12 protein-coding genes and 2 pseudogenes are annotated in these 13,434 nt (G+C 62.9%); 12 read left to right on the top strand and 2 right to left on the bottom strand.

Annotated elements, in window-relative coordinates:
- The first annotated feature begins 1 nt into the window (after position 1).
- From GKC70_RS11815 to GKC70_RS11760, 12 genes and pseudogenes are all read left to right on the top strand, one after another.
- Positions 2–1,249 (top strand): IS256 family transposase, encoded by a 1,248-nt coding sequence (locus tag GKC70_RS11815; protein WP_342651440.1) that lies wholly within the window; start codon positions 2–4, stop codon positions 1,247–1,249.
- Between the two features lie 415 nt (positions 1,250–1,664).
- The gene (locus GKC70_RS11810; RefSeq protein WP_342651511.1) at positions 1,665–2,894 is read left to right on the top strand and encodes a methyl-accepting chemotaxis protein; all 1,230 of its coding nucleotides are present in this window, start codon (positions 1,665–1,667) and stop codon (positions 2,892–2,894) included.
- A 10-nt stretch (positions 2,895–2,904) separates the two neighbouring features.
- Positions 2,905–3,273 carry a response regulator gene (locus tag GKC70_RS11805; RefSeq protein ID WP_029612024.1) on the top strand — a complete coding sequence of 123 codons (369 nt, stop codon included), beginning with the start codon at positions 2,905–2,907 and terminating at the stop codon, positions 3,271–3,273.
- Between the two features lie 23 nt (positions 3,274–3,296).
- The gene (locus GKC70_RS11800) at positions 3,297–3,581 is read left to right on the top strand and encodes an STAS domain-containing protein (RefSeq protein ID WP_342651439.1); all 285 of its coding nucleotides are present in this window, start codon (positions 3,297–3,299) and stop codon (positions 3,579–3,581) included.
- Between the two features lie 42 nt (positions 3,582–3,623).
- Positions 3,624–5,663 carry a chemotaxis protein CheA gene (locus GKC70_RS11795; RefSeq protein ID WP_342651438.1) on the top strand — a complete coding sequence of 680 codons (2,040 nt, stop codon included), beginning with the start codon at positions 3,624–3,626 and terminating at the stop codon, positions 5,661–5,663.
- Positions 5,664–5,693: 30 nt separating this feature from the next.
- A pseudogene (locus tag GKC70_RS11790) lies at positions 5,694–7,348 on the top strand (methyl-accepting chemotaxis protein).
- Between the two features lie 35 nt (positions 7,349–7,383).
- Positions 7,384–7,923: a chemotaxis protein CheW gene (locus GKC70_RS11785; RefSeq protein ID WP_342651437.1), complete on the top strand. Its 540-nt coding sequence runs from the start codon at positions 7,384–7,386 to the stop codon at positions 7,921–7,923.
- A gap of 9 nt (positions 7,924–7,932) precedes the next feature.
- Positions 7,933–8,742 carry a protein-glutamate O-methyltransferase CheR gene (locus GKC70_RS11780; protein ID WP_116888310.1) on the top strand — a complete coding sequence of 270 codons (810 nt, stop codon included), beginning with the start codon at positions 7,933–7,935 and terminating at the stop codon, positions 8,740–8,742.
- Entirely contained in the window at positions 8,739–9,272 is a 534-nt protein-coding gene (cheD, locus tag GKC70_RS11775; RefSeq protein ID WP_342651436.1) for a chemoreceptor glutamine deamidase CheD, read from the top strand. The genes GKC70_RS11780 and cheD overlap by 4 nt, the downstream gene beginning before the upstream one ends.
- Positions 9,235–10,316: pseudogene (locus tag GKC70_RS11770) on the top strand (chemotaxis response regulator protein-glutamate methylesterase). Before cheD ends, GKC70_RS11770 begins: the two are co-directional and overlap by 38 nt.
- Positions 10,317–10,407: 91 nt before the next feature.
- The gene (locus GKC70_RS11765) at positions 10,408–10,845 is read left to right on the top strand and encodes a DUF3592 domain-containing protein (protein WP_342651435.1); all 438 of its coding nucleotides are present in this window, start codon (positions 10,408–10,410) and stop codon (positions 10,843–10,845) included.
- Positions 10,846–10,855: 10 nt separating this feature from the next.
- Positions 10,856–11,434, top strand: coding sequence for a hypothetical protein (locus tag GKC70_RS11760; RefSeq protein WP_342651434.1), 579 nt, complete (start codon positions 10,856–10,858; stop codon positions 11,432–11,434).
- Positions 11,435–11,443: 9 nt separating this feature from the next.
- Here the strand turns inward: GKC70_RS11760 and GKC70_RS11755 are convergent, their stop codons facing one another.
- Both GKC70_RS11755 and GKC70_RS11750 read right to left on the bottom strand, forming a co-directional pair.
- Positions 11,444–12,193, bottom strand: a complete 750-nt coding sequence (locus GKC70_RS11755) for a hypothetical protein (RefSeq protein WP_342651433.1) — start codon at positions 12,191–12,193, stop codon at positions 11,444–11,446.
- Positions 12,194–12,216: 23 nt separating this feature from the next.
- Positions 12,217–13,401, bottom strand: a complete 1,185-nt coding sequence (locus GKC70_RS11750) for a DUF2252 family protein (RefSeq protein WP_342651510.1) — start codon at positions 13,399–13,401, stop codon at positions 12,217–12,219.
- Positions 13,402–13,434: the final 33 nt, after the last annotated feature.

The following is a 13,434-nucleotide window of genomic DNA, read 5'->3' as shown; positions in this document are numbered from 1 at the left end:
TATGCCAACCAAGAAGAAACCCCTGCGTGACCTACCAAAAATCCCCAAGGAGCTGCTTGAGCAGTTCGGTGAGGGCCTGATGACTGCGGAGGCTATCGAAGACGCCTCTGCGGCATTCAAGAAGGCGCTCATCGAACGAGCCTTGAACGCCGAGCTCAGTCACCATCTGGGCTATCCGCCGGGCGCGCAGCGCCCAGAGGATGAAACCAATCAGCGCAATGGCAGGACTGGCAAGACGGTTCTGACTGGAGAGGGGCCGCTGCGGCTGGATATCCCCCGTGATCGAGACGGTAGTTTTGCGCCCATCCTGATTCCCAAGCATGAACGCCGTTACACCGGCTTCGATGACAAGATCATCGCCATGTATGCCCGAGGCATGACCGTTCGGGAAATTCGCGCATTCCTCTCTGAACAGTACGGAACGGATGTTTCGCATGACTTCATCAGTTCGGTCACGGCCGAGGTGATGGAGGAAATCGGCGCGTGGCAACAGCGGCCGCTGGAGCCGATGTACCCGGTCATTTTCTTTGATGCACTGCGAGTCAAGATTCGCGAAGAAGGGCTTGTGCGCAACAAAGCGATTTACTTGGCGCTGGGCGTTCTACCCGATGGGACGCGCGATATTCTCGGGATCTGGATCGAAAATACCGAAGGTGCGAAGTTCTGGATGAAGGTCTTCAATGACCTTAAGACGCGCGGCGTTGAGGATGTGCTGATCGCCGTAACCGACGGCCTCAAAGGGATGCCAGATGCGCTAAGCGCCGTGTTTCCGGCCACCACGCTGCAAACATGCATCGTCCACTTGATCCGCAACAGTCTCGATTATGCAGCGTGGGATAAGCGTCGTGATCTGGCCAAAGCGCTCAAGCCGATCTATCAGGCCATCAACGCCGAGGCGGCTGAGCAAGCACTGGATGCGTTTGAAAACGGCCCTTGGGGCAAAGAGTACCCAACGGTAGTTGCGGCATGGAGAAGAGCCTGGGATCGAGTGATTCCATTCTTTGTCTTCCCGTCGGGCATTCGAAAAGTGATCTATACGACCAACGCGATCGAAAGCATCAACGCCCAGCTACGCAAGATCATCAAAACGCGTGGTCACTTCCCAACGGATGAGGCCGCCACCAAGCTGATCTGGCTGGGGCTGCGGAACATCACGGCAAACTGGGGCTCAGCGGCCCATGATTGGAAGAATGCGATGAATCAATTCGCGATGCTGTACGGAGATCGATTTATCAGGCCGACCTGGTAAAAGCATGGTCAGCCTGACGGCAGGCCGTTATCGGCCCGCACACAAAAAATCTGACACTCTCATTGACGGGGGCTGAACTCTTCACTCCCCGTTCCCGCCAGACGCGTCCCCAGACGATCGAACGTGTTTCTCACTGGTCCACAGGCGAGCATAGTTCGATCAGCACCGCTCGGACAGCGCACGTACGACACCATCTGTTCCCAGCTCTCGTCACTCGGCCTCACCGCCTCATGAGCTTTAGCGCAGATTGCGAAGGGCAAATCCTGCGCTGGCTCCGTGAGGTAACGGCTGTTCGCCTTTCCCCATTCAGTGCGTGCGTCAGAAATACCTCTGTCAAGAACCCGACGGAAGGCACCTCCAAAACCTCAAGTCCAGGGGCACAGCGCAGATAACCCTCTATCGTTAAAACCGAAACATCTTCCAAGGACGGAACCATGACCCAGCGTCACTCCCCCTCCTCCCCGCTCCCGCTCAGCCGCGTTTTCTCTGGTTCGCCCTGATCCCTGTGCTGCCCGCAGTGGTGTGGCTGCTCACGCAATCCATCTCCACGGCCAACCTGCTGGCCTGTACGGTGCTCGTGCTGATCGGCCTGGGCGTCGGCGTCTTGAGCGCGAAATCCCAGGCCGAGGCCATTCGCCGTGCGCAGGCATTCGCGCTGGATCACGTCACGGCGCAGGCAACGCAGGCCAACACGGCTTCGCGTGCCCAGCTCGACGAGGTGCTGCTCGGCGCGATGCCGATCTGGGCCAAGCAGGTGGAAAGCTCGCGTCAGCAGACCGAAGAAGCGATCGTATCACTGGCCAACCGCTTCACCGGCATCGCCCAGCGTCTGCAGGACACCGTGCAGGCCTCGCAGCACGCCGCCGGCGAACTGGATGGACAAAGCGCCGAAGGCGCGCTCAAGGTGCTGGCGCGCAGCGACAGCGAACTGAGCCAGGTCATCGATTCGCTCAAGGCCACGCAGACCAGCCGCGACCAGACCCTGTCCCAGGTCCGCAGCCTTACCGCGTACACGGGTGAACTGCGCACCATGGCCGCCGATGTGGCCGCGATCGCGGCGCAAACCAACCTGCTAGCCCTTAACGCAGCCATCGAAGCCGCACGTGCCGGTGAGGCCGGGCGCGGCTTTGCGGTGGTGGCCGATGCCGTGCGCAGCCTGTCGAGCAAGTCCAGCGAAACCGGTCAGCAGATGTCGGCCAAGGTCGACATCATCAACAACGCTATCACCCAGCTCGTTCAGGCCGCGTCCAACAGCGCCGAGCAGGACGGTCTTTCGGTGAGCGAGTCGGAGCACAGCATCCAGCAGGTGCTCGAACGCTTTCAGAGCATCACCGGGCGCCTGGCCGAATCGGCCGACCTGCTCAAGCAGGAGAGCTACGGCATCCGCGACGAGATGACCGAGGTGCTGGTCAACCTGCAGTTCCAGGACCGTGTCAGCCAGATCCTCAGTCATGTGCGCGACCACATGCACGATTTGCACGAACACCTGCAGCAAGCCAGCCAGGCGCCGGACCAGGCCGTGGCGGTCGATGCCCGCCAGTGGTTGGCGCGCATGGAGGCGACCTACGCCACCGACGAGCAACGCCGCAACCACCATGGCAACGCGGCCGAACAGCAGCATTCCCAAGACATCACCTTCTTTTAGGAAGTACACCATGGCGAAGAACGTATTAGTGGTCGACGACTCCAGCAGCGTACGGCAGGTGGTGGGCATTGCCCTGAAGAGCGCCGGTTACGAGGTGATCGAAGCCCGCGATGGCCAGGACGCCTTGAGCAAGCTCACCGGACAGAAAGTGCACTTGATCATCAGCGACGTGAACATGCCGAACATGGATGGCATCACCTTCGTCAAGGAGGTTAAGAAGCTCGCCAGCTACAAGTTCACGCCCATCATCATGCTGACCACCGAGTCCCAGGAATCGAAAAAGGCCGAGGGCCAGGCCGCCGGGGCCAAGGCCTGGGTGGTCAAGCCGTTCCAGCCGGCGCAGATGCTGGCGGCGGTGTCCAAGCTGATCCTGCCCTGAGCGTCGTGGACCAGGAGTTCTGCATGCCTATCACTCGCGAAACGCTCGACGGCACCGTCCACCTGGTCATCGACGGTGAGCTGACGATCTACACCGTGGCCGAGCTGGCCGCTGCGCTGCTGCCCGAGATGGGCGCAACAGCGTGTGTGCAGCTCGATCTGTCCCAGGTCACGGAAATGGACGGCGCCGGCGTGCAACTGCTGGCGGTCGTCCAGCGCGAAGCCAGCGCTGCCGGCACGGCGTTGACGCTGACCGACCAGAGCCAGGCGGTCAAACAGGCGTTGCAACTGTGTCGCTGCCTCGTCTAGCCCTCGCCATATGCTGTTCAATCATCGACAAGGACCGTTCAGGTGAGCATCAATCTCGATCAGGCACTGCAAACCTTCATCGTCGAGGCGCGCGAACTGTTGCAGGCCATGGAGCAATCCTTGCTGCAACTGGAAAGCGAACCGGACGACGAGGATGCCATCGGCGCGGTGTTTCGTGCCGCCCACACCATCAAGGGCTCTGCCGGGCTGTTCGGACTGACGCCGATCGTCACGTTCACGCACATCGTCGAAGATGTACTCGACCGGCTGCGTGACGGACTGATAGCGGTCGATGCCGCACTGATCGCCGTGCTGCTCAAGTCCGGCGACCACATGCTGGAGCTGATCGAGGTGGTTGCCAGCCGGGGTGAAGCGCTCTCGCCCGTCGCCGTTGAGCGCGAAGACGCGTTACGCCAAGCGTTGAATGCCTATCGGCACCTGGATGTCCCGCTGACCGGACTCGAAACCGACACCCCTGCTGCACGCGCAGAAGGCCAGGTGCTCTGGCATATCTCGCTGCGTTTCGGCGAGGACGTGTTTCGCAACGGCATGGACCCGCTGTCCTTCCTGCGCTATCTCGAAACCCTGGGGCAGATCGTGCAGTTGCGCACCCTTACCGAGCGCATTCCAGACCTGAGCCGTTGGGATCCTGAAAGCTGCTACCTGGGCTTCGAGCTCGATCTGAGTTCCAGCGCCGGCCACGCCAGCCTCAACGAAGTCTTCGATTTCGTGCGTGAAGACTGTGACGTACACATCAGCCGCGTCGATGAGGCGAGCGAAAGCGCTTCAGTGTCCGGCACCGAGCTGGTCCTCCAGCCCGAGGTCGTGCCTCTGGTGGGCACGCCCCAGCGCGTGACGGCGCCTGCCGAAGGCAAACCCCGCGACGGTAACTATGTGCGGGTCAACGCCGACAAGCTCGACGAACTGATCAACCTGGTGGGCGAGTTGGTCATCGCCAGCGCCGGAGCGAGCCTGCTGGCCCGTTCGTGCGACAACGACCCGTTGCAGGAAGCCACCTCCAGCGTGTCGGGCCTGGTCGAGGAAATCCTCGACAGCGCCCTGCACCTGCGCATGATCCCCATCGGCGACACCTTCAATCGCTTCCGTCGGGTGGTGCGCGATGTCAGTCAGGAACTGGGCAAGGACATCGAGTTGATCATCAGCGGCGCTGAAACCGAGCTGGACAAAACGGTGGTCGAGAAGATCGGCGATCCGTTGATGCATCTGCTGCGCAACGCCATGGACCATGGCATCGAGAATGCCCAGGCGCGGCAGGCGGCGGGCAAACCGAGCAAGGGCCACTTGAGGCTCAATGCCTATCACGACTCCGGCAGCATCGTCATCGAAATCGCCGACGACGGCGCTGGCCTCAACCGTGAGCGCATTCTGCACAAGGCGCAGGAGCGCGGCCTGGTCGCCAGCGGCGCGACACTGACCGACCAGGAGATCTACAACCTGATCTTCGAGCCGGGCTTCTCCACTGCCGAAGCGGTGACCGACCTCTCCGGACGCGGCGTGGGCATGGATGTGGTCAAGCGCAACATCACCCTGCTGCGCGGCACCGTCGATCTGGACAGCCGTCACGGCCAGGGCACGCTGGTGCGCATTCGGCTGCCGCTGACCTTGGCCATCATCAATGGCTTCCTGGTGGGGATCGATCAGTCCACCTATGTGATCCCGCTGGACATGGTCCAGGAATGCATCGAGCTCGACGAACACCAGCCGGTGTCGACGCGTGACCAGGGCTACCTGGATTTGCGGGGCGAGGTACTGCCGCTGGTGGACCTGCGCGAGCACTTCAACCACGAGGGTGCGCCTGCGCGGCGCCAGAACGTCGTGGTGGTGCGCTATGCCGAGCACAAGGCCGGGCTGTTGGTGGACGAATTGCTCGGCGAGTTCCAGACCGTCATCAAACCCCTGGGCAAGCTGTTCGGGGCGCTGCGCGGCATCAGTGGCTCGACCATCCTGGGCAGCGGTGCGGTCGCGCTGATCCTGGACGTCCCTGCCCTGCTCAATCAAATCGTACAACTGGAAGCCCGCCCGGCTCCGGCGTCCCAGGCCCTGTCGGGCACCACGCGTTGACGTTCTTGCACTTCCATGGAGGTTTCCCCGATGAAATGGTTCTACGACCTGAAAATATCCACCAAGTTGATCAGCGCGTTCTTGCTGGTCCTGGCGCTCACCGCGGTGATGGGGGGCTTCGCCATCGTCCAGTTGGGCGCCGTCAACCAGGCGGCGCAGGACATCAAGAGCAACTGGATGCCGTCGATGCGCGCGGCGGCAGGCATGCGCTTTTTGCCGCCAACTATCGCCTGAAGGAAAACCGCAGTCTCGGCACTGACATCGCCGAGCAGAAAGCCCAGGCCGAGCTGGAAGCGGCCGATGCACGCAAGGAGTTCGAGACTCGGCTGGAAACCTATGAAGGCCTGATCGTCAGTGATGAGGATCGGCAACTGCTGTCGAACGTGAAAAGCGCGTGGGCCGCGTACCTCAAGGCCAGTGCGCGACTGTTCGAGCTGTCGCGCCAGAACCAGGAAGCCGAGGCCCGCAGCCTGATCAGGGGCGAGTCCAAGACCCATTTCGACGAGGTCACCGGCCACTTGCAGAAGATGGTCGAACTCAACGACGCCGGTGCCACCGCCGCAGGGGACAAGGGCACCGCCCTGTATGAAAGCTCACGCTGGTCGATCATCGCCGTGTTGATCGCGGCGCTGCTGATCGGCCTGGGCCTGGCCTTGTTCATCGCCCGGATCATCGCCCGCCCGTTGCGCCAGGCCGCCACGGCAGCCGAGCAACTGGCCGAAGGCAACCTCAGTGCCCATATCGAGCCCGGCGCGAAGGATGAAACCGGCATGGTGCTCAATGCCATGCGCAATATGGTCGGCAAGCTGGCGCATATCATCGGCGAAGTGCGCAATGCTGCCGACTACCTGGCCAGCGCCTCGGAGCAGGTCAGCGCCACTGCGCAGTCGATGAGCCAGGCCACCAGCGAACAGGCGGCCAGCGTCGAGGAAACCAGTGCATCGGTGGAGCAGATGAGCGCCAGCATCAACCAGAACACCGAGAACGCCAAGGTCACCGATGGCATGGCCAGCAAGGCGGCCAAGGAAGCCACCGACGGCGGCGACTCGGTACAGCAGACGGTAGTGGCGATGAAGAAGATTGCCCAGCGCATCAGCATCATCGACGACATCGCCTACCAGACCAACCTGCTTGCCCTCAACGCCGCGATCGAGGCCGCGCGGGCCGGCGAGCACGGCAAGGGCTTCGCGGTGGTGGCCGCCGAGGTGCGCAAGCTCGCCGAGCGCAGCCAAGTGGCCGCCCAGGAAATCGGCGAGCTGTCTTCGAGCAGCGTCGAGATGGCCGAGAAAGCCGGCAAGCTGCTGGACGAGATGGTGCCGTCGATCAACAAGACCTCCGACCTGGTGCAGGAAATCAGCGCAGCGTCCGAGGAGCAGGCCGCAGGCGTCGCGCAGATCAACACCGCGATGACCCAGCTCAACCAAGTCACCCAGCAGAACGCGTCGAGCAGCGAAGAGCTGGCCGCCACCGCCGAGGAAATGAGCAGCCAGGCCGAGCAGTTGCAACAGGCCATGAGTTTCTTCGTGCTGGATTCGACCACCAAGGCCGTGGCACAGGGTAACAATGTCGACAGCAGCGGCAAGCTCGCCCGCCCCTCGCCACGCCCGGTCCAGCAGGCACCGCGCAAGGCCTTCGCCTACAGCATGGCCGGTGCGCCGGACGAGTCGGAGTTCACCCGTTTCTGATCAGGGAATTGGCACGGGCCAACCAGGAGAATCATATGGGCGCAGTGATCGCCACCCGTCAGACCGCCAGTGCGGCGGACGAGGATGGGCAGTACCTGACCTTCATGCTCGGGGGCGAGATGTTCGCCATCGGCATTCTGGGCATCAAGGAGATCATCGAATACGGCAGCCTGACCGTGGTGCCGATGATGCCCACCTTCGTGCGCGGCGTGATCAACCTGCGCGGCGCGGTGGTGCCGGTGGTGGACCTGTCGGCGCGTTTTGGCAGGCCCAACTCCACCATCACCCGGCGCTCCTGCGTGATCATCATCGAGGCCAGCACCCAGGAGGGGCAGCCCCAGGACCTCGGGCTGCTGGTCGATACCGTCTCGGCCGTGCAGGAAGTACCGGCCGCGCAGATCGAACCGCCACCCAGCTTCGGCGCGCGGATTCGCGCCGACTTCATCAGCGGCATGGCCAAGGTCGATGGCAAGTTCGTCATCGTCCTGGCCGTCGACAAGGTGCTGTCCATCGATGAGATGTCCAGCCTGGCCGAGGCCGGCCAGTTGCCGGCGCTTGAAGCCGAAGGCCGGTGAGGCGCGACCATGACCGACACTTCATCACTCGACGACCGGGAGTTCGGTCAATTCCAGGCCTGGCTGCACCGCGCAGCCGGCATCAACCTGTCGCCGGCAAAAAAGGCACTGGTAGCTGGGCGTCTGTTCAAGCGCCTCAAGCACTATGAGCTGGACAGCTATGGGGATTATTTCAAGCTGATCATGGGCGACCAGCGCAAGGGCGAGCTGCAGGTGGCCCTGGATTTGCTGACCACCAACGAAACCTATTTTTTCCGTGAGCCCAAGCACTTCGACTTCCTGCGCCAGCAGGTGCTGCCCAAGGCAGCGCCAGGCAAGGTGTTTCGGGTGTGGAGCGCGGCGAGCTCCTCCGGCGAAGAGCCCTACAGCCTGGCGATGACCCTGGCCGAAGGCTTGAACACCACGCCTTGGGAGGTGATCGGTTCGGACATCAGCACCCAGGTGCTGGCCAAGGCGCGCAGCGGGCACTACGCCATGGAGCGTGCCAGTACCCTGCCCCAGCCGCTGCTGAGCAAGTACTGTCTGAAAGGCGTTGGCCGCCAGGAAGGTACATTCCTGATCGACAGGTCGCTGCGCAACCGGGTCAATTTCATCCAGGTCAACCTCAACGAGCCGCTGCCTGGCCTGGGCGAGTTCGATGTGATCTTCCTGCGCAACGTGATGATCTATTTCGATCAACCCACCAAGCGCCAGGTGGTCGCGCGTTTGCTGCCCCAGCTCAAACCCGGCGGCTACTTCATCATCAGCCACTCGGAAAGCCTGCACGGCGTGAACGACACGTTGAAGCTGGTGGCGCCGTCGATCTATCGCAAACCATGAAAACAGCCACGAACACCACCGAACTGATCCTGGCGCCCGGCCAAGTCAGCTTCGCCACGCGCCCGCTGAGGCTGCGGACCCTGCTCGGCTCTTGCGTGGCGTTCACCCTGTGGCACCCGCAACGCCTGATCGGCGGGATGTGCCATTTCATGCTGCCGGCCCGTACCCGCCGCGACCAGCCGCTGGACGGCAAGTACGCCGACGAGGCCCTCGAACTGCTGCTGCGCCACGCCAGGGCCCACGGCACGCGGGCGCGTGACTATCAGGTGAAAGTGTTCGGCGGTGGCGAGATGTTCCCTGAGCAACATCGCCACCTGCCCGATCAGGACGTGGCCAGCCTAAACATCCGTGCAGCCTTGGCCTTGGCCGAACGTCATCACCTGCACCTGGCCGCCCAGGACATGGGCAGCACCGGCTACCGCACCATCCTCTTCGACCTGTGGACCGGCAATGTCTGGGTCCGGCACCAACCAATGGGAACCCTGCGTAAAGATGCCTACCAAAAAAATCAGCGTGCTGCTGGTCGATGATTCGGCCGTAGTGCGCCAGGTGCTGCTGGCGATTCTCAACGAAACGCCGGACATCCGCGTGATGGGCGCCGCTTCCGACCCCATCTTCGCCATGGACAAACTGGCGCGCGAGTGGCCGGACGTGATCGTGCTGGATGTGGAAATGCCGCGCATGGACGGCATCACCTTTCTCAGGAAAATCATGGACGAGCGGCCCACGCCGGTGGTGATCTGTTCGTCGCTGACGCAGAAAGGCGCGGAAACCTCCTTGCAGGCGCTCTCGGCCGGCGCGGTCGAGATCATCACCAAACCCACCACGGGGCTGAAGAGCTTTCTGATGGAGTCAGCCGCTGAGTTGGTCGGGGCGATACGTGCAGCGGCGAACTCCAATGTCAAGAACCTGGGCAGGCGTGTGGTGCGCCCTGCGCCGATGGCTGCGCCCGCGAGCAAGCTCAGCGCGGACGCTATCCTGTCCGCCGCGGGCGGCCAGGCCATGGCACAGACCACCGAACGCATCGTCGCCATCGGCACGTCCACCGGTGGCACCCAGGCACTGGAAACGGTGCTCACCGCGCTACCGAGGGTGTGCCCGGGCCTGGTGATCGTGCAGCACATGCCGGAGAAATTCACCGCGTCCTTTGCCGAGAGGCTCAACAGCATCTGTCAGATCGAAGTGCGTGAAGCGCGCAACAATGACCGGGTGTTGCCTGGCCTGGCGCTGATCGCGCCGGGGGCAAGCACCTGATGGTGACCCGCAGCGGCGCCTACTATCACGCCCAGGTGGTCGAAGGCCCACTGGTGAACCGCCATCGGCCGTCGGTCGACGTGTTGTTTCGCTCCGTGGCCCGCTTCGCCGGCAAGAACGCGACCGGCATCATCATGACCGGCATGGGCGACGACGGTGCACGCGGCCTGAAAGAGATGCTCGACGCCGGCGCCGCCACCGTCGCCCAGGACGAAGCCAGTTGCGTGGTATTCGGCATGCCCAAGGAAGCCATCAAGCTCAATGCCGCCCAACGCATCATGGCGCTGGGCGATATTCATCAGGCGATTGTACACAAGTGAGCGGCAGCAGCCTCACGCGGCGAGGCTTGACACTGATGCCCAACTTGGCTGCAATACCGGCCGTTTCAAGGACGATGCAAGGATCGCCGTCATGGCCAAGACGCCCCTCGCCTCCCGAGGCAATTTCCTCCGGGCCCTGCTTTTTCTCCCGCTGGGCCTGTGTCTGCTGTACCTCACCTTCTGGCTGGTCGAAGAACGACTGGACTTCATCGCCCACGCGCAACGTGCCGAAGGCCACGTCAGTGCGTTGAACGCCGGCGGCAGCCATCCCCAGATCGACTTCGCCACTGCCTCGGGCGACACCTTCAGCTACCCCGAAAACGGGCTGATCTTCGGCTACTCGGTGGGCAATCCAGTGGCAGTGCTGTACCGCGCAGAATCGCCCGCCGCCACCGCGATCATCGATGATCGTGGTGCACTGTGGGGCGCCAGTCTGCTGAGCGGACTCTTCGCGCTGGTTTCGCTATCAGGTGGCGTCTATCACGCGGTCGCCTGGATTCGGGAACGTCGTCGCGCTCAATCTGCATAAGGACATTCAGATGCACATCCCCTTGCCTGTCACCGTCAGTGAATGGCGTTACAAGACCGCCACCGGTGGCGGCCTGACCGTGGTATTCGCCGCCGCTACCGGCGGCGCGCTCACCCTCACTGACCCCAACGGCGTCGACCATCAGTTTCGCTACGGTTCGGTAGGCTTTGGCGCCGGCCTGGGCGCGCGGGTGCCGCGCTTCGGTAAGGTCAATTTGAAGATCCGTGGCAAGAGCGTTGGAGCCGCGGGTGCGACCGAACATCTACCTGCAGTCGGCCGGGTACTGGTGGCCGATACCATCGCTTCGCGTGACTTGGTGCGCGAAGATTTCGGAGGCGCCTGCGTGTTCATCGAAGGCGGAATCGGGTTGCTCGGCGGCGCCAGCGGCTCGGCCATGCTGTTCGGCCTCGATTCCAAGTTACTGGCGATGACGGCCGCGACGCTGACTCCAATTGGTAATCTGCTGCTGCCGCACGACAGTGCAGTACGTCTGTTGCGCTCAGCCAAAGGCGTGATCATGGCCGCCGGCCTGAACGTGGGGATACAGGCCGGCGGAGGGGCAACGATCACGCTGGGCGGGCTGTTCTAGACGTGCAAGTCACGACCCACTCAGTGCATCTTTCGGAACGAAGATCCACCCTTCGTCAGGGGGCGCCTGCGCAGGCGCCTCAGCCAACAGTTCCGGTTTGAATGAGAACAGCCAAGCAAGCAGCGCTGCGGTCAGTGCATCGCGCTCATCGTCATGCCAGCCGGTAATGTCCGCCTCAGACTGCTGTAGACAGCGGCGCCTGAGTTCATCGACGACAACGGACCGATTCGCCGCACTGGGATAAGCTTCGATGGCCCTGACGTGCTCGCCGTCGCTCCAGACGCCGCAGCGTTGACGCTGAGGGACGAAGCGCGCCAGCACATGCATGCCTTTGGTGGCCTGGCTGCCAATCATATCTTTCACCGCCGAGAGCGGAGAAAGTCCGCGCTCGAACAAAAAGCGTTCGGTGAATCGATACAGATACGGGTTGGAGGCTGAGGCATGGACCTGCGCAACCGCACGGGCGTCGGTCAGCAACCTGAGAAATTCGCAGGAAAACCCCAGCGGTGTGTCGATGGCCAACACAATCTCAGTGCCCTCGCTCAGGACGGGCTCGACCTGGCAGTGATCGAGCACCCCTTGAATGAAGTCAGACGTGCAGAGCGACTGGTTGATCAACGCACGAAGGTTGCCACGCCAAGGCGCTCCCATCACGTGGAGGTCCTGGTCGAGGATGACCAGCGCATCTCGACTGAGACGATTGCGCTCGCAGTTCCAACCGCCAACATCCCAGCCAATCAACACTGTTTGCTGTTCCAAGCCACTACCCTCGGCCGTGCGAATCAATGCTCCAACGCATATTGCCTGCAATGCGCCAGATACCCTTGCTCGTGACTGCCCACCAACTGAATCACGTTGCTCCACAACCACGACGGCGCATCCAGCGTCTCGGAACGGTGCAGTTGCAACTCCTCGATCCAGGCCGCGCGCGTGCTCAGGTCCATTTGCCGGGCATGGGCATGACCTACCACACGGGCCAGATACCCTGCGGCGCGGCGTGCTTCCTGCTCGCTGAGCTCATCGAGTTCCAGTTTCATGTCCTGGGGCAGCAACTCACGGACGAAGAAGCCGTGATCGAGCATGCGCACCGCCACCATGCGGTTGCCCAGGCCCGGCGAAAGATGCCGAGCACCTTCGACCACGCGCCGGGCATTGTCGCGCGGCATCGAGGCGCGGGCGGTACGGGGGGCGGCGGCGGCGATGGCTTCCTTGACGTCCAATAAGCAGAACTCCTGGTCGTCGCCCTCGCCAACCGCCATCAGCACGGCATAGCGCAACAGGCCCAGTGAGCTGCAGCCCTTGACCCAGTAGGCCGAGTCCAGCAGCTCCACGCGATCCTCCGGGCTACGGCCCTTGAGCGAGGTCACCAGGGTGTGGATGTCGTCCGAGGCGCAGAGCTTGCGCACCGCCGTCTTTTCCTCGCGCGACAGCGGCCAGAAATGCTTGCCCAGCGGAATGCTCGGACGCACCCGCTCCATGCGCTCGCGGGCCAGGTGTTTCCAGGTGCGGCGCACGGCGGTGCGCATGCCAGCCTTGACCTGCGCCGGCCGCTCGGGCCCTTCGTCATCGCTCTGTTCGAAGGCCTGGGCGTAGCCCTGCATCATCTCCTCGAGCATGCGCGCAGTGACCACGCCCGGCAGGTCCGAGCTGCGTGCGGCGGTGGCCAGCGACAGGCCCAGTCGCACCAGGTCATGGGCTGGATTGCCGATCACGGTCTGGTCGAGATCGCGGATGTGGATGTCGATACGGCCCTTCAGATCCCCGGTCGGACCCAGGTTACCGGCGTGACAGTCGCCGCAGATCCACACCGCCGGCCCGCTGGGCAGGCGGCGCCCGGATTGACTGTGCAGCCAGTCGTAGAACTGCACGGTGCTGCCACGCACATAGGCATGCGCCGACCGGGCCATCTTGAGGTTGCGCAATTGCGTGAGGGTGTCGATACGGTCTGAGGGGCGCGGTAGTTTCATGGACATCTCGGATCCAGGCGATATCAAATTGAC

The organism is Pseudomonas sp. REB1044 (assembly GCF_038813925.1).
Lineage (GTDB): Bacteria > Pseudomonadota > Gammaproteobacteria > Pseudomonadales > Pseudomonadaceae > Aquipseudomonas > Aquipseudomonas boreofloridensis.
Note: the sequence above shows the minus strand (reverse complement) of the source record. Positions and strands in the feature narration are given on the sequence as shown.

Bases quoted from the DNA above. Each gene is read 5' to 3' on its own strand.
- GKC70_RS11805 (WP_029612024.1), top strand. From the start codon at position 2,905: ATGGCGAAGAACGTATTAGTGGTCGACGACTCCAGCAGCGTACGGCAG.
- GKC70_RS11800 (WP_342651439.1), top strand. From the start codon at position 3,297: ATGCCTATCACTCGCGAAACGCTCGACGGCACCGTCCACCTGGTCATC.
- cheD (WP_342651436.1), top strand. From the start codon at position 8,739: ATGAAAACAGCCACGAACACCACCGAACTGATCCTGGCGCCCGGCCAA.
- GKC70_RS11780 (WP_116888310.1), top strand. From the start codon at position 7,933: ATGACCGACACTTCATCACTCGACGACCGGGAGTTCGGTCAATTCCAG.
- GKC70_RS11815 (WP_342651440.1), top strand. From the start codon at position 2: ATGCCAACCAAGAAGAAACCCCTGCGTGACCTACCAAAAATCCCCAAG.
- GKC70_RS11760 (WP_342651434.1), top strand. From the start codon at position 10,856: ATGCACATCCCCTTGCCTGTCACCGTCAGTGAATGGCGTTACAAGACC.
- GKC70_RS11750 (WP_342651510.1), bottom strand. From the start codon at position 13,401: ATGAAACTACCGCGCCCCTCAGACCGTATCGACACCCTCACGCAATTG.
- GKC70_RS11785 (WP_342651437.1), top strand. From the start codon at position 7,384: ATGGGCGCAGTGATCGCCACCCGTCAGACCGCCAGTGCGGCGGACGAG.
- GKC70_RS11765 (WP_342651435.1), top strand. From the start codon at position 10,408: ATGGCCAAGACGCCCCTCGCCTCCCGAGGCAATTTCCTCCGGGCCCTG.